We start from the raw sequence: 21713 nt of genomic DNA on the forward strand, positions 1-21713 counted from the left end.
CTGTCGGGGGCCAGATGGAACTTCGTGGACAGCGTCATCATCGTCGGGCCTCGGCTTCGGCAATGGGAAGTTCGAACGGGCCGGCCGGTGCCCCGCTGCGATCGCGCAGCGTGCACACCGGGCCATCGGCCCAGCAGTAGCGGACGTGCGTTGCGTGCGTCGATCGTGGGCCGCGCAGCAGGATCCGGCGCCCATCCAGTTCGGCGTCGCCGTAGTCGCAGTGGCCGGTATCACCCCTGGTCTCGCACAGTTCAAAGCCAATCGGTCGCAGCGCACCGGTTGCGGTGAGCGCGCCTTCGACATCCTCGAACGCGATTGACACGCCCGCGGGCGTCCGCACGGCCGTGACCGCCCGCGGACCTGACGGTGCCAGATCCTGCTCGCCGTACACCACGTGGCGGGCCACGCGCGCCAGGCGGCGCCCGAGCTCCTGCTTGTTCGGCGGGTGGATGTCGTAGGCATCGCCGATGTCGATGGCAATGGCGAGTCCGCTCCGCTCATCCTCGGCGGCGACGCGTCGCTGCGCCTCGCGCACCTGCGCCCAACCGCTGTCGGCAGGCGCAACCGGCGGCTGGCCATGGTTGGCCAGCTGCACGAGCAGCAGTGGCGTGCGTGCACCGAACTGACGCCGCCAATCGTCGCGCAGCGCACGCAACCGCGCCGCGTATGCCGCGCCATCACCGGTGTTCGATTCACCCTGGTACCACAGCATGCCGCGCAGCCCGAAACCGCCGAGCGGTGCGATCATTCCGTTGTACAGCGTCGACAGCCCGGTGGCCGCCTGCCAAGGGGCAAATGGCGGCGCCTGTTGGCCCGGCGCAACCCGATACATCCACGGTCCCTGCAGTGGCACCCGCTCGCCGGTATCGAACTGCAGGCCGTGTGCCGTTGAAGGACCGGCCAGGCCGCCTTCGCCGTAGGTGTCCAGCACGTTGACCGCAATGCTGTTGGATCCTGCCTTCAGCAGGCCATGTGGCAACGGGTAGCGCCTCTCGCCGGCGCCGTACTGGCTGCCGACGGCGACCCCGTTCACCCAGGTCACGTCCACCTCGTCGGCCGATGCCAGCTCCAGGGTCGCGCCGCGTGCGGCCTGTTCAGCGCTCAGCATCACCTGCGTGCGATACCAGACCATGCCGTTGTAGTCGGCAAGTGCGGGCTCGTTCCACCGCTCCCATGCGCCCAGTGTGGCCGGTGCGCGGGACCATCCGCGGTCATCGGCATCCGCGCGCCATGGTGCGTCACCTGACAGTGCGCCCTCGCGTGAGGCCCACCAGTGCTGCCAGTAGCGACCCCAGCGTGCATGTGCCTCCTGCGGGTCGTGGGCAGACTGAGCAAGGATGTCCAGGGGCTCGTCCATGCCGCCCTGCCCGCGCAGCGCGCCCGCGCTGGTCCAGGCCTCGATCCGGGACCCACCCCACGCCGCCTGGATCAAGCCCATCGGCACGGCAGCCGTGCGCTGCAGCTCGCGCGCGAAATAGAAACAGGCTGCGGAGAAGTCGCGCACCCTGTCGGGGGTTGCCGTTGTCCATGCAGGGTCGCCCTTGAAGCTCTCCTGTGCCTGCGCGGCCCCCTCCTGCGGCACGGTGAACAGCCGGATCCGTGGCATCGTGGCTGCGGCAATCTCGCTGGCTGCGTTGAGCGAGCGCCACACCGGCAGTTCCATGTTCGACTGGCCCGAGCACAGCCACACGTCGCCGACCAGCACGTCGCGCGCCGTTTGCCGGCGCGTTCCGTCGTTTACCTCCAGCGTGTAGGGACCGCCAGCGGCGACCGGGTACAGCATCGCCTGCCAGCGGCCTGCGGCGTCCGCCCGGCTGCTCACCGCCTGCCCCGCAAACGTCACGGAAACCGGCTGCCCAGGGCTTGCGTGTCCCCAGACGGCAATGGGCCGGTCACGCTGCAGGACGGCGTGATCCCTGAACAGCGGATGCAGCAGTCCCGTCGTCTCCCGCGCCGCGGCCGGCATCGCCACTACTGCCGCAGCCATCATCAACAGCACACACCCGACCGCTCCGAACCTGCTCATCGGCCATCCCCCGGTGCGAACGGAAACTGCAATGCCTGGTAGTACGACAATGGCTGCGGCGGTGGCCGTTCGCCGGCGGGCAATGGCCGTCCGCTGAGCGACTGGAAGTACGCCACGCTGGCGTCACGCCACCATTGCGCTTCGTCGTGCTGGATCTGCAGGAACGCAGCAACGTGCCGATGCCGCTGCGGATCGATCCGGTCGCTCAGGCCGGCCCAGGTGTCCTGCATCGACCGCACCTGGCGCACACCCCGCGAATAGCGCCCGACCAGCTCATCCCAGAGCGTCCTGCCCGAGCGCATGCGGTGATCCCACGGCACATGATGGAACCACAGCAGCAGCGACTCGGGCACCCGCTCGGGGTCGCCATAGACCTCGGCGACCTGCGGGGCGTACTGGCCCACGGCGTTGCTTCCGCCGGCGCTGCGGTCAAAACCGATGCCCTGGCTGTCTGCGCGGTGGTAGTACACCGACGTCCAGTCCGCACGCGGGCCTCCGTCCACCCAAGGGCCGGGGCCGTAGTGATGGCCGCGTGCCATCAGGTGGTGCAGGCCCAGCGGCGTCATGTAGTCCACTGCCGCCTCGCGCGAGTCCATCATCATCCGCACGATCGGGCCGGTCACCTGCGGGTCGGGCGAGAACGTCAACGCTGCCCAGTCTTCGGCAATCGCGCGCGCGGATTCCTGCGGGTTCCAGGCCAGTCGGCCGAAGGCGTACCAGTTGGCCTGATCGAAGTGCGAGCCACTCCAGGTGCGGTCCACGCCGATGTTGGCGACGCCGGCGATACCGGTCAGCGCATGACCCTCCAGCGAGCCATCGACGACGCGGGAGACCGTGGAGCCTTCGCCGCGTGCATGGGTGTCGGCCTGCAGCACTTCCTCGTAGAGCGTTCCCAGGTAGACCAGGTGCGTCGCAAAACCCAGGTATTCCTTGGTGATCTGCAGTTCCATCATCAGCGGCGTGCGCGGCATCGCGCCGAACAAGGGGTGGAACGGCTCGCGCGGCTGGAAGTCGATGGCGCCGTTCTTCACCTGCACGATCACGTTGGGGCGGAAGGCGCCGTCCAGCCCGACAAACTCGCTGTATGCCTGCTTGGCGCGATCTTCGGGAACCTCGTGCGAGTACACGAAGGCCCGCCACATCACCACACCGTTGTAGGGCGCCAGCGCGTCGGCCAGCAGGTTGGCGCCCTCGGCATGGGAACGACCGTAATCCTGCGGGCCGGGTTGCCCTTCGGAGTTCGCCTTGACCAGGAAGCCGCCGAAATCCGGAATGCGCGCATGGATCTCATCGACCTTGTCGCGCCACCAGCGCCGCACGCCGGGATCCAACGGGTCAGCCGTCGCCAGGCCGCCGAGCTCGATGGGCGCACTGAAGCGTGCGCTCAGGTAGACCCGGATGCCATAGGGGCGGAACAGGTCGGCCAGCGCGGCGGCTTTGGCCAGATAGGCCGGCGACAGGCTCAGCGCACTGGCGTTGACGTTGTTGAGGACGGTGCCGTTGATGCCGAGCGAGGCGTTGGCACGGGCGTAGTCGGTGTAGCGCGGGTCACGCCACTGCGGCAACGTCTGCCAGTCCCAGAGGGAGCTGCCTGCATAGCCACGCTCGACGTAACGATCCAGGTTGTCCCAATGGTCGAGCACACGCAGTGCGACCCGCGGCGACTCCCGCACGTCCAGCCCCTGCAGCGGCATGCCACGCTGCAACAGGCGCAGCAGATGGAACGTGCCATACAGCACGCCGACATCCCGGCGTGCCGCCACCAGCAGTACATCGCGCCCCTCGATCCGGACCCGCCGGATCAGGAAGCCCTCGTCGCCCAGCGAGGCAACCTCGTTGCCGAACGCGGCGACCAGCGCCGAAGACTGCGGCGTACCCAGCACCAGGGCATGGTCAGTACTGATTGCCGTTCGCATTGGCGGCGCCGTTCCCAGCAATCCAGGGAGGCTGCGCGCAAGCTCGTCGCGGGTAGCGCGCTGCATCGGCGTGCAATCCGGGGCCACCACTTCGGCCAATTGCCGCCGGTAATCGGCAGCGACCGTTGCGGCAACCGGCTGGTAGCGCATCCACAGCCCGTAGCCATCCTCCGCCCGCGCCACGCCAGCACAGGCCAGCAGCACGACCACGGCCCACAGGCGCGTGCCGACAGCACGCAACAAGGGCGTTAACATGCGCCTTTGTAGACTACGTCCGGGCCCGGGGCAGCGCATCATCGTCCTTCGCACCCCCGCGGCAGCGCCACCAAGAACAAAGGGATCGTGCATTGGACAAGCCGAAGAAATCGGTTCGCCGCAGAACCGCAGGCGTGACGATCGACGAGGTTGCGGCCCTTGCCGGCGTTTCGCCGATGACCGTGTCGCGGGTGATCAACCAGGGCAAGGTGCGCGACGTCACCCGCGAGCGCGTGCTGCGCGCCGTGCGTGAGCTGGGCTATACGCCCAATCTTGCCGCCAGTTCGCTGGCCGCCGCACAGCACACGCGCATTGCGCTGATCTACACAAACCCCAGCGGCGCCTACCTGCGCGAACTGCTGGTGGGCCTGCTGCGCGTCGCCTCCAGTTCCGCCATCCAGCTGGTCATCGACTATTGGGACAACCTGGATGCCGAATCCGAACGCAGGGCGGCGCGCGCGCTCGCCGGACGCGTCGACGGGGTGATCCTGCCGCCGCCGCTCTGCGAATCGCAGGCCGCCGTAAGCGAACTGGTCAAGGCTGGCATTCCAGTGGTGGCCATCGCATCGGGTCGCCTGAGCGAAGCCCTGTCCTGCGTCCGCATCGACGATTTCAGTGCGGGCAGGGAAATGACCGAGCACCTGCTCCGGCAGGGACACACCCGCATCGGCTTCATCCGAGGGCGCGATGACCTGAGCGCAAGTGCGCTCCGCTACGACGGCTTCGTCACCGCCCTGCGCGAGGCCGGGCTGGCGGTGGACCCCGGCCTGGTCCAGCACGGTGACTACACCTACCGGTCCGGCCTGGCTGCCGCCGAAAAGCTGTTGTCCCAGCGCCGGCCACCGACCGCGATTTTCGCCAGCAACGACGACATGGGCGCCGCCGCGATCTCCGTCGCCCATCGGCGCGGGCTGGAAGTGCCGCGCGACCTGTCGGTCGTGGGTTTCGATGACACCTCGGCCGCCACCACCGTGTGGCCGGAACTGACCACGATCCACCAGCCCATCGCCTCGATGGCCAACGCGGCCGTCGACATCCTGCTGCGCACCATCCGCCGTCCGGCGGCGGACACAACGGTGCTGCGCGATCATGTGATGCCGCATCGGCTGATCGCACGCGGTTCGGTCGCCGCGCCGCCCCGGCGGCGGTAGCGCAGGCATCATGCTCCGCATCCGAGGGTGACGTCGGCTTCGTTCAGCGCACCCAGCGCGACGCGTGACACGGAGATCGTCATCGCATCGCCCGTCACCACCGACCACGGCCGGTCGATCGCGTCCAGCTTGGCGCCCGCCTTGGCCAGGCACTTCAGCGGCACGCCAACACGCTTCCACTGGCCTTGTGGAAGCGCCGCCAACGCCGGCCCGATGGCGACGCGCGCCGAGCAGCCCGCACTGCAGCCCACCGACAGCCACGCCTCACCCTTCGGGGCTGCGTCCACCCGCAGCGTGGTCAGCAGCATCAGGTCGCCGTTCGATTCACGCCGCAGGTCCAACGCCGTGTGCGACTGCAGTGCCGCGGCGGCTTCGCCATTGCCCGACCAGGCCAGGCGTCGCCCATCCTCCTGCGCCAGATGATCCACGCCGGTGATCTTCAGCCGATCATCGGGCAATGCGTCCGGCACGCGGGTCACGGTCAGGCCCTGGCCAGCAGCATCCTCGATCCGCAGCGCCATGCCAGGACCCGCGTCACCGCGCGCGAAGAACACGCCCGTCGCGCCCTCGTTGCCGGTCACGCCCGATGCCTCCGGCAGCGCGGCCAGGTCGCCGTTGTCGGCGTAGGTCAGGCCGAAGCCGAACGCAAACAATGGATCGTAGTCCTTCTGGCCCACGTTGTTGGCGTACTGGGTGGCAGTGCGCGGCCAGCTGAAACTGAGCTTGCCCTTGAAATCGTACTGCACGCGGCCATCGCTTCCGCGCAGCAGCACATCGGCAATCCCGGCGCCTTCCGAACCCGGCAGCCACGCAGCCACGAAAGCATCGGCGGCATTGATTTCCCGGTTCACCCAGAGCGGCCGCCCGCTCAGGAAAACCGCAACAACCGGTATGCCGTCGGCCTTGAGCCGCTTGAGCAGCGCCAGGTCCGTTTCGTTGCCGGGCTTGTAGGCCAGCGTCGGCCGGTCTCCCTGGAACTCGGCATAGGGGTCTTCGCCAAACACCACCACCGCCACATCGGGCTTCACTGCATAGCGACCGTCAACGGCAAGCACGGCTTCACCACCGGCCGCGCTGGCCTGGCGCGCGATGCCCTCGTAGATCGTGTCCGCATTGGGGAAGTCCCTGCGGCTGGTGCCGGTGCCCTGCCAGTTGAGCGTCCAGCCGCCCGCCTGCTTGCCGACATCGTTGGCACCGTCGCCGGCCACGAGGATCCGCTGCTTCGGAGACAGCGGCAGGAGGTGGTCCTGGTTTTTCAACAGGACCAGCGATTCGCGCACGGCCTGCCGGGCGACCGCGCGATGTTCCGGCGCGCCGATCAGTGCGAACTGCCCGCCGACGGCCCGCGTGGATGGCCTGCCGGCCTCGAACAGCCCAAGGCGGAACTTGACCCGCAGGATCCGGCGCACCGCATCGTCCAGGCGTTGCGGCGTGATCCGCCCATCCTTCACCGCAGCCAGCGTCGTGTCGTAGAAACCCTTCCAGCTGTCCGAGGCCATCGCCATGTCCAGGCCCGCGATGATGGTGGCCGGGCAGTCTGTGGTGGTGCAGCCCTTGACCTGTCCATGACCATTCCAGTCACCCACCACGAAGCCACCGAAGTTCATGCGGCCCTTGAGTACATCGGTAAGGTAGTGCCGGTGCCCATGCATCTTTTCACCGTTGACGCTGTTGAACGACGCCATCGCGGTCTGCGCGCCGGCGGCGATTGCCGGCGGATATCCGGCGGCGTGGATGCGCACCAGATCTGACTCGCTGATGCGGGTGTCGCCCTGGTCCTTGCCGTCAGTGGTGCCACCGTCGCCGAGGAAATGCTTCACCGAGGCGATCACATGGCGGCCATCGAGGAACTCCGGGGTTCCCACCCTGCCCTGCAGCCCCTCCACCATGGCGGCGGCATAGCTGGCCACCACGTCCGGCGATTCGGAGTAGCCTTCGTAGGTGCGTCCCCAGCGATCATCCTGGGGTACGGCAACGGTCGGCGCGAACGTCCATTCCATGCCGGTGACACGGGTCTCCAGCGCGGTGATGCCACCGATCTGCCGCAGCAGCGCCGGATTGCGCGTGGCGCCCAGCCCGATGTTGTGCGGGAACAACGTGGCGCCAATGATGTTGCTCTGCCCGTGCACGGCATCGATGCCGAACAGCAGCGGAATGGCCTTGCCGCCTTTCGAGGTGTCCATCGAGGCGTCGTAGAAGGCGTCGGCCAGCGCCAGCCATTCGGCCGGCGACGCGTCATAGCGGCCACCGGGATCGGAGTTGCCCCCGGCCAGGATCGAGCCGAGCCGGTAGCGGCGCACGTCGTCGGGGGTGACGCTGGCGATGTCGCCCTGCACCAGCTGGCCGACCTTTTCCTCCACCGTCATGCCGGCCATCAGGTCGGTGATGCGCTTCTCCAGTGCCGGATCCGCGGCCAGCGGCCAGGCGACCTTCGGCCAGGGATCATTGTCGGTAGCTGCGGCGGCGGCAGCCCGGTCCTGGCCGCGGCAGCCGAGCAATCCCAGCATCAGTGCGGCGACCAACGCGCCGCTGCGGATTACCAAGGCCTGCGATGTCATGGCGCTCATCCTTCCATCTGCTCCAGTTCCTTGCCCTTGGTCTCGTGCACATGCCGGACCACGAAAATCACCGAGATCACGGCAGCCACCAGGTAGATGCCGTAGGTGGCTGCCAGCCCTGCCGCGGCCAGCAGCATCGGGAACGTCACCGTGACCACGAAGTTGGAGGTCCATTGCGCTGCGCCAGCGACCGCAAGTGCGGAACCGCGGATCTGGTTCGGGAACATCTCGCCCAGCATCACCCACATCACCGGCCCCCAGGACAGATTGAAGAACACCACGTAGGCATTGGCCGCCACCAGCGCCAGCGTGCCCATGCGACCGGGCAGCTGCAGGTGCCCGTCCGCCAGCGAACCGCTGGCAAAGGCCACCACCACCAGTGCAAGCGACAGCGACATCCCTGCCGAGCCGAACCACAGCAGGGGCTTGCGGCCGATCCGGTCAATCAGCAGTACCGTGACAACGCAGGCACCGATGCTCAGCGCGCCGGACAGCACGTTGATCAGCAGCGCGTCGTTTTCGGAAAAGCCGACCGCCTGCCACAGCACGGCGCCGTAATAGAACACCACGTTGATGCCGACCAACTGCTGGAAGCAGGCCAGCCCGACGCCGACCCAGACAATCGGGCGGATCCGCCCGGTCGCCCGGCTCTTCAGGTCGGACAGTCGAGGGCGATGATGGTCGTTGGACAACGAGGCATCGATCTCCTCGAGCGTGGCGCGGGCCTTGTCGCTGCCCAGCAGCCGGGTCAGCACCCGCAGTGCATCGTCCTTGCGCCGCTTCACCACCAGGTAGCGCGGGCTCTCAGGAATGGTCAGCAACAGCAGCAGGAACAGCAGCGATGGCGCGGCCTGCATCCAGAACATCCAGCGCCAGGCGGCCTGCCCGCCCCACAGCGGTTCGGTCGACGCGCCCGCTGCGGCCGCCAGCAGGTAGTTGGACAGGAAGGCAGCGGTGAGGCCGGTGATGATCGCGATCTGCTGCACGGTAGCCAGGCGGCCGCGATAGCGGGCCGGAGCGACCTCGGCAATGTAGGCCGGCGAGATCACGCTGGCCGCGCCGACCGCGAATCCACCCACCACCCGCGCGACAATGAACCAGCCCGACGACACCGCCGCCCCGGCACCGAGTGCCGACAGCAGGAACATCACTGCCGACAGGATCAGCACGTTGCGACGGCCCAAGCGGTCGGCCAGCCGGCCTGCACTGAACGCGCCCACCGCACAGCCCAGCAGCATCGACGCGATCTCGAACCCCTGCATCCACTCACCGGACCGGAACGCCTGGTGCAGGCCATCCTGGGTACCGTTGATCACGCCGCTGTCGAAGCCGAACAGAAAACCGCCAATCGTCGCCACCACGCTGATCAGTACGATCAGCCGCGTGTTCTCACCGCTGCCTGCTGCCTGGTTCATCCCCGTCCCCTTGAGTGCGCCGTTGCCGCGCTCAGCGCAGCAGGTACTGGTTGAGCAGGTTTTCGTAACGCTCCTGCTTGCCGCTGGCCTGGCGCGGTTCGCCGAGGCGGGCGGCCAGTGCCGCCAGGTCCGGCAGGCTGAGCGTGCCACGCTCGAACTCCTGGCCGGCGCCACTGTCGAAACTTGCGTAGCGCTCCTTGCGCCATTGCTCCCAGGGAGACTCGGTCAGCAGTGCATGGGCAACCTCCAGGCCGCGTGCGAACGCGTCCATGCCACCAATGTGGGCAATGAACAGATCCTCCAGGTCGGTCGACTCACGGCGCACCTTCGCATCGAAGTTCAACCCGCCCTCCAGCCCACCCTGGCGCAGCACGACCAGCATCGCGCCCACGGTGTCGTACAGATCGCTGGGGAACTGGTCGGTGTCCCAGCCGTTCTGCGCGTTGCCGCGGTTGGCATCGATGCTGCCGAGCAGGCCATGATCGGACGCGACCTGCAGGTCGTGCTCGAAGGTATGGCCGGACAACGTGGCGTGGTTGGCCTCGATGTTGAGCTTGAAGTCCTTGTCCAGCCCGTGTTCCTTCAGGAAGCCCACCACCGTGGCACTGTCGAAGTCGTACTGGTGCTTCATCGGCTCCATCGGCTTGGGCTCGATCAGGAAGTTGCCCTTCAGGCCGATGCTGCGGCCATAGTCGCGGGCCATGGTCAGGAAGCGTGCGAAGTGCTCGATCTCGCGCTTCATCTGCGTATTGGCCAGCGACGCATAGCCCTCGCGCCCGCCCCAGAACACGTAGTGCTCGCCACCGAGTTCGACCGTGGCCTCCAGGGCGGCCTTGACCTGCACCGCGGCGCGGGCCACCACGGCGAAATCGGGATTGGTCGATGCACCGTTCATGTAGCGCGGGTGCGAGAACAGGTTCGCCGTGCCCCACAGCAGCTTGACGCCGGTGGCCTCCTGGCGCGCCTTGGCCAGGCCCACCATGTGCGTGAGGTTCTTCTGGTACTGGCCGATATCATCGGCATCCGGCGCCAGGTCGATATCGTGGAAGCACCAGTACGGCACGCCCAGCTTGATGAAGAACTCGAACGCCGCGTCCACCTTTGCTTCGGCCGTGGCCAGCGGCGAGCCCGCCTCCCACGGGAACTGCCGGGTACCCGGGCCGAACGGATCGTGCCCGGCATTGCAGAAGGTATGCCAGTAGCACACGGCAAAGCGCAGATGCTCCTGCATGGTCTTGCCACCGATGACCCGGTTTGCATCGTAGACCTTGAAGGCAAGCGGATTGTCCGAGCCCTTGCCCTCGAACGGAATGCGGCCGATGCCGGGGAAGTATTCCTTGGCGCCGATGAAGGGCTGCGTGCTCATGGTGCGTGCTCCTGTCGTTGTACGGGGTGGCGTGGAGGAGCCATCAGCCGCGCTGCAGCGGCGTGATGGCATCAAGATGACTGAGGAAGCGTGCGTAGGCCCGTGCATAGGCATCGCTGCGGTCCGGATCCGGGCGCGCGGAGAGCGTGGGATCGACGGTGACGTGCCGTGCGGTGATGTCGCTGATCGAAGTGGCGTTGCCCTGCGCCCTGCCGAGCGACCACAGCGCCTGTAGCGCCGCTCCAAACGCCGCGCCTTCGGCCTGCACCGGGACCTCCACGGGCAGGCCGAACACATCGGCCACCAGTTGACGCCAGGCAGCGCTGTTGCTGCCACCGCCGGTGAGCACGATGCGATCAAACTGCATGCCCGCGCGGACGAAGGCGTCGTAGCCGTACCTCAGGCTGTAGGTCGCGCCCTCCATGGCGGCGCGGTAGAGGTGCGCCGGAGTGAAGTTGGCGGTGTCCAGGCCGGCCAGCACACCCTTGCCGAGCGGCAGGTCCGGCGTACGCTCGCCATTGAGGAAGGGCAGCATCACCAGCCCGCCTGCTCCCGGTGGCGTCGCGCGCAGGTGCGCATCGCCGTCGCGAGTGCTGAAGCCGAAGGCACGGGCCACCTGTTCGGTCGCCACGGTGCAGTTCATGGTGCAGATCAGCGGCAGCCATCCTCCCGTGGACGAGCAGAACGCGGCCCAGGCGCCGTTCGCGTCGATCACCGGCGCGCTGGAATAGGCAAACAGCGTTCCAGACGTTCCCAGGCTCATCGCCAGGCGGCCTTCGGTGACGCAGCCAGTGCCGATCGCGGCCATCATGTTGTCGCCGCCGCCAACGGCCACCTTCACCGCCGCTGCAAGCCCGAGCGCGGCCGCGGCCTTCGGCGCGATATCAAACAGGGCGTCGGGTGCGGCGATCGGCGGCAGGCAGGCGGCAAGATCACGATCAGGATCGGTGGCGCGCAGCAGTTCCTGCGACCAGGTGCGTGTGCGCACGTCCAGCCAGCCGGTTCCGGACGCATCGCCAAGCTCGCAGAACCGCTGCCCGGTCAACACGAAATTCAGGTAGTCGTGTGGCAGCAGGATGGTCGCCAGCCGCGCATAGGCGTCGGCACGGTGGATCCGGGTCCAGGGCAGCTTGGACGCTGTGTAGCCGGCCAGGATCGGGTTGCCCGCCAGCGCGATGGTCCGTTGGAATCCGCCCACGGCGTCCATGATCTGGATGCATTCGGCCGAGGTGCTGGTGTCGCACCACAGCTTGGCCGGCGCCAGTACCTCGCCAGCATCATCAACCGGCACGAACCCATGCTGCTGCCCCGATACCGCCAGTGCGACGATGCGAGCGCGCAGCGAGGGGTCGATCCTGGCAAAGCAGTCGCGCAGGGCCGACACCCAGTCGGGAGGCGCCTGTTCACGGCTGCCGTCGGCACCGCTGTCCAGCGTGAGCGGCGCGCTGGTGACGGCGGCCACCGCTTGCGCCTGCGGGTCGTAGACCAGCACCTTCAGGCTCTGCGTCCCTGCATCGATCCCTGCAACCAGACCCATCGAAACCGCCTCCGATCAACAAAAAGGTAGCGCTAACATTCCGTGGACTCAAAAAGGGGGCGTGCTGTCCGGCCCCCTCGTTGCCACCGCATGCGTCATCGCCTGCGGTGTTCCCGCACTGTAACCAGCTGCAGCAGAAAAAGCGTGCTGCAACGCAAAACCCTGCTATGCGTTTGCTGCCGTCGAACGCCACACGTCAACGCCGGACCTGCAGTACTGCGCGATGAACTCCGCCTGGGTCGGCATCCGCGCCGCGGCGTGATGCACGGGCTGTTGGATGCCCTTCAACAGGGTGCGCAGATCGGCGTCACTCACCGCCCGCGCCAGCGGATGCGGCGGGCCTGGCGGAATGCCCTGCCCGAGCAGCACGCTGGTCCAGGACTCGATGCGGAACAGCTCGCCGGGGTCCTGCCAGGCGTGCGCACGCTCGCGCCACGCCTGCAACCGCTGCTGCAGCGATCCGGGCACGCTCATCTCGCGACACGCCTTCCACATCGGTTCGGTGCGCTGCGTTGCGTGATAGTGCAGGATGATGAAGTCGCGCACGTGCTCCATTTCCTGGCGGCTGACATCGTTGTACAACTGCACCAGCGACGCACGGATGCCGTCGAACGGGAACAACTGGATCAGGCGCACCACCGCGCTGATCGTCAGATGGATGCTGGTCGACTCCAGCGGTTCGATGAAACCGCTGGCCAGCCCGAGCGACACCACGTTGCTGTTCCAGGCCTTCAGCCGGCGCCCGCTGCGGAACGGCACGTTCCATGGGTCGCGCAAAGGTGGAGCCCCTGCATCGCGCAGCAGTTTCGCGGCGGCCTCGTCATCAGACAGATGGCGGCTGTCATACACCAGCCCACAGCCAACGCGGTGCTGCAGCGCGATGTGCCAGCGCCACCCCGCCTCGTGGGCGATCGCCCGGGTATAGGGCACCGGCGGCGCCACCGCTTCGGTCTGCACCGCCACGGCCCGGTCGCACGGAAGCCATTCGTGCCAGTCCTCGTAGCCGGTGCCCAGCGCCTGCTCGATCAGCAGGCCACGGAACCCCGTGCAGTCGATGAACAGATCGCCCTCGATCACCTGGCCGTCGTCCAGTACCAGCGCCTGAACCGAGCCGTCGTGCGCGTGCTGCCTGACCTGGGCGATCCTGCCTTCGATCCGGCGCAGGCCGTTGGCCTCGGCCCTGCGGCGCAGGAACCGCGCATACAGGCTGGCATCGAAGTGATACGCATAGCTGGCCTGCGGCTGGGTGTGCAGCGAGAAGCGGTCGCCGCGCGACGCGATGCTCTCCAGGCAGAAGTCGCCCAGGTCCGAGGGCATGCCGCGGCGCAGGCTGTCCAGCCAGAAGTGATGGAAGGGAGCCGCCCAGGTGCCATGGCCGATGGTGCCGAACGGATGGAAGAAGCGATCCCCCGGCAGCCGCCAGTTCTCGAACGAGATCGACAGCTTGAAGGTGCCGGCCACCGCGCGCAGGAACTCCTGCTCGTCAATCTGCAGGAAGCGATGAAAGGTGCGGATCGGCGGCACGGTGGACTCACCGACGCCGACCGTGCCGATCTGCTCGGACTCGACCAGCGTGATCTGCAGCTGGTCACGGAACTGATGCGCCAGCGCGCAGCCGGCCAGCCATCCCGCTGTACCGCCACCGGCAATGACCACCTTGCGGATGCGCCCTGCAGGCGTGCTCTCGGTATCCAACGCGGTGCCCTCTCTCAACGGTTGAGCCTGCCCAGCAGCATCGCGCGCATGCGGCGGGCGCGCTGCTCGTCGAACGGTGCCAGATCTCCGCGCGCGGGGTCAGGCAGGTGCTGCCCCGCGCGCTCGCCGGGGCCGAATACGTAGTAACGGAAGAGCCCTTCCCAGGCCTGCTTCTCACGCGCTGGCAGGTCGCGCACGGACCACATCGCGTGCTGCAGCGCCGCCAGCGGCGACCCCAGCCAGGCCGGCGAGCTTCGCCACCAGTAGTTCACCAGCACGTTGAACGGCTCCAGGCTGCGTACATGGTGCCACCACATGCTGGGAATGAAGATCGCATCGCCGGGTCCAAGTACCGCGCTGCGTGCATGTGCCAGTGCCTCGCGGAAACGTGGATGCCGATCGAAGTCGGGGCGCTCGAAGTCCACCACGCTGACCACCTGTCCGCCCGGCGTGGGATCGAGCGGGCCCGGATAGAGGTTGTCGATCTGGGCGGGCGGGAACAGCGTGAACTCGCGCTGCCCCACCGCGCAGCAGGCGAGGTTGTCGGGTGTGTCGAAATGGCACGAGGCCGTCACCCGGTTGCCGATCCAGATGCTGGCGGTGGCGTCGATGCCCTGCTTCGCCAGCCCGGCGTCGTTGGCCTGCGCGAATGCCGGCAGCAGTGCACGCTCGATCGGCAGCGAGGCCACGTAATAGGTTGGCGGCCGAGGCGCATGCAGCGTCGTGGCGATCTCTTCCAGCACCTGGGCCAGACCGCCACGCCGCACTTCGAAGTTCAGCCGGGTGAAGTCCGCGCTGTAGAACGGGCGGCCCGCGATCTCGGGACCGCCGAACGAGTACTGGATGGGCGCACCCGCATCGACGCTGCACAGGTACACCATCGCGTCGTGCACGCCGCCCAGTCCGGCCTGGACCAGTGGCCAACCGCTGGCGATGCCGCGCAGTACGACCGGCTCACCGGCGTCCACCAGGTCAGCCAATGGCAACGCGGCAGGATCGATGCCTTCCAGGATCCGCATCGGCAGGCTGGCGTGCACCGGTCAGTTCCTGACCGCCTGCGCGGTGCCGTCCTGGACGCGGAGGCGGCGCTGCTTCTCGGCGATCAGGCGGCGCATGTTATGCAGCGAGGCTAGCATCAGGTACGCACCTTCCAGGTAACCTGCGCGGTTCAACGCAGCCAGGCGCGAACTGTCCAGCGCCGCCAGGCGCTCGCGGTCGACGCCGTGCAATCCGCTCACGCTCACCCGGTGATGCGACGCGAGCTGCACATCAAGCGTGACCGGCTGGATGAGCCCGCAGTCGTCGAGCATCGCGAACATTGCGGCCGCGTACGCGCTGCCCTCGTGGATGCCGCGCAGCACGCCGGCGATGTGGTCCAGGTAGGGCGTGTTGCCGCCCTGCGGCAGGAACACCGGCTCACCGGCGCCGGCGGTGACGCGCGGATGGTCCAGGTCCACGTGCATCACCGCATCCTGGGTGAGCAGGCCATCCACGTAGTGCTCCTGGAACCCGATCAGGAACGGCCCTTTGGCGGCCGCACCAGGCAGGTAGGAGGCATTCCAGCGCCCGTCCTGCAGGAACAGGTTCTCGTGTTGTTCGAAACCCAGCAGGGCCACGGACTGCCACGCTTCTGACCCGGTTTCCCTGCGCAGGAAGATCGGATACTCACGCTGCAGTTCAGCGAACTCGCTGGGATAGGCCGGCACCATGCCCACCGCATCGCCGAACTGCGGCCCGAATCCGGTGGCGACCGTCAGGTCCCGATGCGCGATGTTGTTGAGCATTTCGTAGCGGGCCATCAGGGTATCCAGTCCAATGCGGGTTGCTGGCCGGCAGGGTAGCGCAGGCGCGACAGGTGCGGCGACACCGTCCCGGCACGGCACCGCTGGCGGGCAGCGGTGCCGTGCCGGACGCATCGGCAACCAGGTTCAGAACTTGTAGCGGACGCCCAGCATGTAGCGCGGGCTCTGGTCTGCCAGCTTGACGATCATCTGCGACGTGCGCGAGCGCCACCGCACATCCTCACCGGTCAGGTTGATCGCCTCCAGGCTGAAGGACCAGTGGTCATCGAGCGCGTAGTTGACGCTGAGATCCCACTGCTCGTACGGCTCCACATAGTACGGATTGCGGCTGGAGCCCTGGTTGGCCAGGATCAGGTACTGATCGCGCCAGTTCCATGCCAGTCGCACCGACCATCCGTACTTCTCGTACATCAGCATGGCGTTGGCGGTGTCGCTCAGGCCGGTGAGCGAGAATTGGTCGATACCCGGATCGCCGCCGTTGTTGTAGCCGACATCACCTTTCACCACCGTGTAGTTGGCCAGTACGCCGAACCCGGTGTCACCGAAGAAGTACTGCCCGCCCAGCTCCCAGCCGTGCAACTTGGACTTGTTCTGGTTGATCGGGCGATTGACGTTGAACTGGTACAGCGGATCGTTGGCCTGCCCATACAGATCGTAGGCCGCTTCGGTAGCCAGAACCTGCGCATCGGTTCCGTTGTAGGCGCCCAGGCCAGCAGGATTGTTGCGCAGCAACGCCAGTGCGGTGAACAGCGAGGTGTCGTTGGCCGAGCAGGCGGCCGCATTGGCCGGCCCGACCTGGGCGACGCAGGCGCCGCTGGTCAGGAAGTCCAACGCCGCCCGTGCATCCGGCCCGGAGGTGGGGTCGGTGAGGCCGTACAGGCTTTCCTGGACGACGGTGTTGCCGATGAAGTTGCTGACCGACTTGTTCCAGTAGGTCAATGACACATAGCTGGCATCGGCGAAGTACCACTCCAGCCCCAGGTCGAGGTTGTCCGATTCCAGCGGCTTCAGGCTCGGGTTCTGGGAATTGCCGCTGGCGCGCGAGGAGGGATCGATCAGCACCGAGCCGAACGGCTGCTGGGCCCCGGGTCCCGCATAGAGATTGCCGTACGGCGCGCGGGCGATGCTCTTGCCGAACGAAACGCGTCCCTTCAGCTCCTCGGTGAGGTCGATGCTGAAATCAAGGTTGGGCAGGATGTAGCTGTACCGCGCCTTCTCCGTGAAGGGCTGCTGCTCATCGGACAGCACGATGCGGAAATCGTTGTTGGCCTGCCACTCGATGGATTCGGGAACGGCAATGACCGAGGTCGACACCACGTCGGTGGTTTCATAGCGCACGCCCAGGCGGGTGTTGGTGCGCATGCCGCCCAGCTCCCCGTCCAGTTCCACCTGGAAGTACGCCGCCTTGGTCTTCTCTTCCACGAAGTTGTCGGCCGCGCGTTGCGGGTTCACGCCCAGGCCGACGCCGTACTCGCCCGATGCCCATTGCGCGAGCTGTCCGGCATTGCCGCGCCAGGCCGGCCAGCTGTTGGCACTGTAGTCGTCGAACAGGCCCACGATGCTGACCGGCTGCAGCAGGTCCATCAGGCCCGCGGCGGTATCCCGGTCCACGTTGGCCACGCCCCAGTCACCCAGGGTGGAGTAGGCCTCGGCGGCCTGGATGCGGTGGGTGGTGGACTTGTTGGTGTCCACGCCGAACTGGAAGCGGCCGTGGTCGAAGTTCCATTCGCCATCGACGCGCGCCTGCTTGATCTCGCTGATCTGGGTCTGCGCGTTGACGCGCAGCACCTGCGTGCCAACCTCGCCTTCCTGGAAGCCCGGGTTGACCACGCCATTGGTCCCGGCGACCGCATCGGCGGTGCTGGGATACCAGACCTGGGTGCCAACCGGCAGGCCATTGTTGAAGTTCAATTCCTGCACCCAGGAGCCGCCACAATGCGGGCCACGGGTGCAGTTGTTGGTGCCGGCGATGCTCATGAAGATCGAACCACCGCCGGTCAGCGGATCATTCGGGCGGCTCTCGTTCTTCGAGTTGTGCGCATCGAAGCTGAGCTTGAAGCGGTCGCTGACATTCCAGACGGCGTTGAAGCCCAGCGAGCCCAGCTTGTACTCCTGCATGCTGCGCTGCTGTTCCAGGCCGAAATCCTTGGTGCCGGCGATTTCACGGATGTAGACCGGCGTCGCGACGGCGCCACTGGTGTCGAACTCGACGTTGGTGTAGTTGCTGTTCTGCAGCCACATGCCCTGCTCACCACGATTCTCGGTGATTTCGTTGGTCGAGTAGGTGTAATCCACGGTCAGGGTCAGGCTGTCCGTCGGTGCGAACTGCAGCACGGCCTGGCCGTTGACGCGTTCGCGTTCGAATTCGGAGAACGCGTAGCGCAGGTCGTTGGGCCGCGCGTAAAGCTGGCCGACGGCCGGGGCATTGACCACGGTCGGGTTGCCCGGCATCGACCCTGTCCACGGCTGCACGTTCCAGTAGTTCTCCGTGGCCTGCACCGAGCCACCCTTGCGCTTCTGCTGGCTCGCGCTGAGGCTGACGCCAAAGGTCTTTTCCGGATTGCTGTAGCTGAAGATGCCCGACAGCTCCGGTGTCAGGTCATTATCGAACGGCTGGCTCTGGTCGGAGACCAGCTTCGCCCCGGCGTTGGCCACGATGCCGGCGTGATCGAGCGGGCGCGAGGTCAGGATATTGATCGTCGCGCCGATGCCACCGCTGGGCACCTGTGCCTGGCTGGTCTTGTAGACCTCGATGCCATTGATGGCCTCGGCGGCCAGCTGCGCGAAATTGAAGGCGCGGGTGCCGCCGTCGACACCGCCGATGGCGACCTGTCCAGAGGCACCGAATGCATCGGCACCCGGCATCTGCCGACCGTTGAGCGTGACCATGTTGAACTGGGGGCCGAAGCCACGCGCGGTCACCTGCGCACCCTCGCCGTCACGGCGCTCGATGGAGATGCCGGTGATGCGCTGCAACGATTCGGCAAGATTGGTATCGGGGAACTTGCCGATGTCCTCGGCGCTGATGGCGTCGACCACGCCCGCCGAGTCGCGCTTGATGTCCATGGCCTGGCTCAGGCTGTTGCGTATGCCCGTGACCTGCACTGCATCGAGCTGGGTGGGCTGCGACTGGCTCTGCGGCTGCTGCCCGGTCGCCGGTGCTGCGTCCTGCGCAAAGGCAGGATTGATGACCAGGGCGCCACCCACGAAGGTGAACATGGCCCGGGACCGGAACTTCGCCAATGCGCGGCTCATGAGCCGGACCTCGGGGCCAGGGTGCCGCGGAAACTGCAAGTGCTCATGAAAGTCCCCTCTGACATACGATCGAATGGATGTACCGCCCCCTCCCAGGGGCACGCACGGGCGTGGCCCGCATTCCAAACCGAACAGCACGGGTGCTCGGGCACACCGCGACTTACACTTGCTTTTCAAGCCTGCCAGGACAAACACGCGGCAAAGAAGGCAGCCCCTGGACCTTGGATCCCCGTCCGACTGGTAGCGCTACCATCGCGTTGCAGCGGAGAGTAATCACCCCGGTTCGCGCTTGTCACCATGCAGCGCAGCAAACCAGCAGCGCGCGGCACAGCTCATGACCCGGCTGCTGCTGCATCCGGTCAGGCGCACCCGACGTAGGAAGGATGCCCGCACTTGCGGGTCATCCAGAAAGGAACGCACCGTGAACGCTCTTCAGCGCATCGCCGCCGCAGTCGGCTTCGCCCTACTCGTTTCGTCCGGCTCCTCAGTTTTCGCCGCCAACGCCGTCATCGTGGGCGGGGCAGAGATGTACCCCACCAGGACCATCGTCGAGAACGCCGTCAATTCCAAGGATCACACCACCCTCGTTGCAGCGGTCAAAGCAGCCGGCCTGGTCGACACCCTCAACGGCGCCGGGCCCTTCACTGTTTTCGCGCCCACCAATGCGGCCTTCGACAAATTGCCTGCAGGCACTGTCGATACGCTGGTGAAGCCGGAAAACAAGGCACAGTTGACCCGGATCCTGACCTACCACGTCGTCCCGGGCAGCTACAGTTCGGCGCAGCTTCTGGCCGATGCCCGCAAGCACGGCGGCAAGGCCACCCTCAAGACCGTGCAGGGTGAGCCTCTCACCGTGGCGCTCCACGATGGCAAGCTCTGGATCATCGACGCAAAGGGTGGCAAGGCAGGCATCAGCACTGCAGATGTCAGCCAGTCCAACGGCGTCATCCACGTGGTCGACACCGTGCTGATGCCCAAGTAGGCGTCCTCATGCAACGGGCATCCGGCGCGATGCCCGTTGCCCGGGCCGGTCATGCCGCCGTCAACATGCGGATGCGCGGCCGGCATGGCGTAGTGGCTACCACACCGGTCCCAGCAGCTTCGTCACTTCGGCCTCCAGTTTCTGCGCGGCCTCGTCCTGGGAGGCGACCTTGATGCACAACCCCGACTGTGCCGGTCCCGGCACCAGCTGGTAGCGGTTGATGGTGCCGCCACCTTCACCGTCCAGCGCTACCCGCGCCACTACCGTTCGGCCATTGGCGTGGAAGGTCCAGTCCTGATAATCAAACATGCTTCAGTACGTGTGCGGCCAAGATGTCATCCCACTTTAGGCGGCATGCCAGTGAAGAACGCTCCAGGAAGATGTTCAGCGCGTGTGGACATGATGACGACAGGGCCTATTGCAGTGTCCGCGCCAACTGCAGGACATCGGCGAAGAAGGAGGGATAGTCGTCCTGTGGAGCGTTGTGACTCTCGCGCCGGTGGATCAGGCGCACTGCGACGACACGCTGTTCCGGAACGATCATCAGGTATTGGCCCAGGTAGCCGTTGGCGGCAAAGCCGACGACCGGCCCCCGTGTGATGTCGTAGAGATCGGCAAGCTTCAGCCCTCGCGCGGAGATCTGGCTGCCGTAGCGCTGGGACCAGTCCGCGCCCAGTTGATCGGCGAGGAAGGCGACCAGCGTGCTGCGGCTTTCGAATACTCGCCCTGCGCTGGCCTGCAGTGCGCGCTGTACGTCGTCGTCCACGCCCCTTTTCACCAGCAGATCCCGTAGCCGGGGCTTGAGCTGGTAGCGTTCCCAGGCCGGTATCCGCCACCACAGCAGCCCAACATCTGGCGCACGGGCGCTTTCGGTCGTCATCAACGCGACCGACTGCTCACTCAGGAGACGTTTGCCATCCGGCGCCACGCCTCCGTCCAGCAACAGTTGCCCGATGGCGGCAAGATCGGCCGCGCGCAGGGACAGCCCGGCCATGCCCAGCGGGGTGCCTGCCTCATCCTTCATCCAGGTGTAGTGGGCAATGCCCAGGGGCTTGAACAGGCGCGCGTCCAGATAGGCATCCAGCGGCTCGCCTGCCAGGCGCTCGACAATACCGGGCAGCAGGTTGGTGGCCTTGTTGTTGTAGGAGAACACGGCACCCGGGGCATCGCTCAGCTCGGCGGCCAGTGCCAGCCTGACCAGGTCCGGGGCCCCTTCCAGCTCTTCGCCCGCGTTCGCCACGTTCTGCAGGCCCGAGGTATGGTCCAGCAGCATGCGCACGGTAATGGCGCGCTTCCTGCCCTGCTTCCATTCGGGATAGATCTGGCTGACCGGCGTATCGATCGAAGCCAGCTTTCCTTCGTCCAGCAGCAACGCAATGGCCAGCGCGACGACCGACTTGGTGGCCGACATCAGGTGAACGGATTCCTGCCCGGCGGCGGGCTTCAGCTCAAGCAGCGTCTCCCGGTCGTGCATCACCAGGACCGCATCGGAATGCGCGGCGCGCGCGTTGCGCTCGATCGCGGCAAGGGCTTCGGCACGCGTCGCCGCTTGGGTGGGCCCGGCGATGCCGAACACCAGGGCCAGGGCGCAGGACAACCAGCAGGATCTTGGCATCGCAATCTCGTCCAATGAGTGTGTGTGCAGCTTGCCTACATGTGTAGTCACACTGCAGTGCCTGAAGTCATGCCGTGCTTGAGTGCTGAAGGTGGGCTGGCGCCGCCCCGGCCCACCTGCAGCGCGGTCGACTGCAGCGG

The 21713-nt window shown here is 66.7% G+C and carries 14 protein-coding genes; 2 read left to right on the forward strand and 12 right to left on the reverse strand.

The window, feature by feature from the left end; genetic code table 11:
* Window positions 1-37 precede the first annotated feature (37 nt).
* Window positions 38-1990 (reverse strand): sialate O-acetylesterase, encoded by a 1953-nt coding sequence (locus AC5P9W_RS08950; protein WP_456115493.1) that lies wholly within the window; start codon window positions 1988-1990, stop codon window positions 38-40.
* A 32-nt stretch (window positions 1991-2022) separates the two neighbouring features.
* Window positions 2023-4197 carry an alpha-glucuronidase family glycosyl hydrolase gene (locus AC5P9W_RS08955; protein WP_277817662.1) on the reverse strand — a complete coding sequence of 725 codons (2175 nt, stop codon included), beginning with the start codon at window positions 4195-4197 and terminating at the stop codon, window positions 2023-2025.
* 92 nt (window positions 4198-4289) lie between these two features.
* Between AC5P9W_RS08955 and AC5P9W_RS08960 the strand changes: the two genes are divergently transcribed.
* Window positions 4290-5348 (forward strand): LacI family DNA-binding transcriptional regulator, encoded by a 1059-nt coding sequence (locus AC5P9W_RS08960; RefSeq protein WP_021202401.1) that lies wholly within the window; start codon window positions 4290-4292, stop codon window positions 5346-5348.
* Between the two features lie 8 nt (window positions 5349-5356).
* Here AC5P9W_RS08960 and AC5P9W_RS08965 read toward each other — a convergent pair whose 3' ends face one another.
* From AC5P9W_RS08965 to AC5P9W_RS09000, 8 genes are all read right to left on the reverse strand, one after another.
* Window positions 5357-7915: a glycoside hydrolase family 3 protein gene (locus AC5P9W_RS08965; protein WP_495219081.1), complete on the reverse strand. Its 2559-nt coding sequence runs from the start codon at window positions 7913-7915 to the stop codon at window positions 5357-5359.
* Window positions 7912-9321: a sugar porter family MFS transporter gene (locus AC5P9W_RS08970; RefSeq protein ID WP_134734831.1), complete on the reverse strand. Its 1410-nt coding sequence runs from the start codon at window positions 9319-9321 to the stop codon at window positions 7912-7914. The genes AC5P9W_RS08965 and AC5P9W_RS08970 overlap by 4 nt, the downstream gene beginning before the upstream one ends.
* Before the next feature lie 31 nt (window positions 9322-9352).
* Window positions 9353-10687 (reverse strand): xylose isomerase, encoded by a 1335-nt coding sequence (gene xylA / locus AC5P9W_RS08975; protein WP_495219083.1) that lies wholly within the window; start codon window positions 10685-10687, stop codon window positions 9353-9355.
* Between the two features lie 43 nt (window positions 10688-10730).
* On the reverse strand, window positions 10731-12224 hold the full coding sequence (gene xylB, locus AC5P9W_RS08980; protein WP_495219085.1) for a xylulokinase: 1494 nt from the start codon (window positions 12222-12224) through the stop codon (window positions 10731-10733).
* A 165-nt stretch (window positions 12225-12389) separates the two neighbouring features.
* Window positions 12390-13919: a tryptophan halogenase family protein gene (locus tag AC5P9W_RS08985; protein ID WP_111098458.1), complete on the reverse strand. Its 1530-nt coding sequence runs from the start codon at window positions 13917-13919 to the stop codon at window positions 12390-12392.
* Window positions 13920-13933: 14 nt separating this feature from the next.
* The gene (locus AC5P9W_RS08990) at window positions 13934-14956 is read right to left on the reverse strand and encodes a cupin-like domain-containing protein (protein WP_111101946.1); all 1023 of its coding nucleotides are present in this window, start codon (window positions 14954-14956) and stop codon (window positions 13934-13936) included.
* Between the two features lie 3 nt (window positions 14957-14959).
* The gene (locus tag AC5P9W_RS08995; protein ID WP_188249891.1) at window positions 14960-15718 is read right to left on the reverse strand and encodes a SapC family protein; all 759 of its coding nucleotides are present in this window, start codon (window positions 15716-15718) and stop codon (window positions 14960-14962) included.
* A 129-nt stretch (window positions 15719-15847) separates the two neighbouring features.
* The gene (locus tag AC5P9W_RS09000; protein WP_031269491.1) at window positions 15848-18976 is read right to left on the reverse strand and encodes a TonB-dependent receptor; all 3129 of its coding nucleotides are present in this window, start codon (window positions 18974-18976) and stop codon (window positions 15848-15850) included.
* A 421-nt stretch (window positions 18977-19397) separates the two neighbouring features.
* Here AC5P9W_RS09000 and AC5P9W_RS09005 point away from each other — a divergent pair, with 421 nt between their 5' ends.
* Window positions 19398-19958: a fasciclin domain-containing protein gene (locus AC5P9W_RS09005; RefSeq protein WP_111101944.1), complete on the forward strand. Its 561-nt coding sequence runs from the start codon at window positions 19398-19400 to the stop codon at window positions 19956-19958.
* Window positions 19959-20054: 96 nt separating this feature from the next.
* Here the strand turns inward: AC5P9W_RS09005 and AC5P9W_RS09010 are convergent, their stop codons facing one another.
* Both AC5P9W_RS09010 and AC5P9W_RS09015 read right to left on the reverse strand, forming a co-directional pair.
* Window positions 20055-20267, reverse strand: a complete 213-nt coding sequence (locus AC5P9W_RS09010) for a hypothetical protein (protein WP_010485683.1) — start codon at window positions 20265-20267, stop codon at window positions 20055-20057.
* Between the two features lie 106 nt (window positions 20268-20373).
* The gene (locus AC5P9W_RS09015; protein ID WP_188249963.1) at window positions 20374-21555 is read right to left on the reverse strand and encodes a serine hydrolase domain-containing protein; all 1182 of its coding nucleotides are present in this window, start codon (window positions 21553-21555) and stop codon (window positions 20374-20376) included.
* Window positions 21556-21713 lie beyond the last annotated feature (158 nt).

Source organism: Stenotrophomonas sp. YJH_SMC_33, from assembly GCF_059372295.1.

Excerpts from the sequence above, each read along its gene's own strand:
- xylB (WP_495219085.1), bottom strand. The coding sequence starts at position 12,224 with ATGGGTCTGGTTGCAGGGATCGATGCAGGGACGCAGAGCCTGAAGGTG.
- xylA (WP_495219083.1), bottom strand. The coding sequence starts at position 10,687 with ATGAGCACGCAGCCCTTCATCGGCGCCAAGGAATACTTCCCCGGCATC.
- AC5P9W_RS09010 (WP_010485683.1), bottom strand. The coding sequence starts at position 20,267 with ATGTTTGATTATCAGGACTGGACCTTCCACGCCAATGGCCGAACGGTA.
- AC5P9W_RS08950 (WP_456115493.1), bottom strand. The coding sequence starts at position 1,990 with ATGATGGCTGCGGCAGTAGTGGCGATGCCGGCCGCGGCGCGGGAGACG.
- AC5P9W_RS09000 (WP_031269491.1), bottom strand. The coding sequence starts at position 18,976 with ATGAGCCGCGCATTGGCGAAGTTCCGGTCCCGGGCCATGTTCACCTTC.
- AC5P9W_RS08970 (WP_134734831.1), bottom strand. The coding sequence starts at position 9,321 with ATGAACCAGGCAGCAGGCAGCGGTGAGAACACGCGGCTGATCGTACTG.
- AC5P9W_RS08965 (WP_495219081.1), bottom strand. The coding sequence starts at position 7,915 with ATGAGCGCCATGACATCGCAGGCCTTGGTAATCCGCAGCGGCGCGTTG.
- AC5P9W_RS08955 (WP_277817662.1), bottom strand. The coding sequence starts at position 4,197 with ATGTTAACGCCCTTGTTGCGTGCTGTCGGCACGCGCCTGTGGGCCGTG.
- AC5P9W_RS08995 (WP_188249891.1), bottom strand. The coding sequence starts at position 15,718 with ATGGCCCGCTACGAAATGCTCAACAACATCGCGCATCGGGACCTGACG.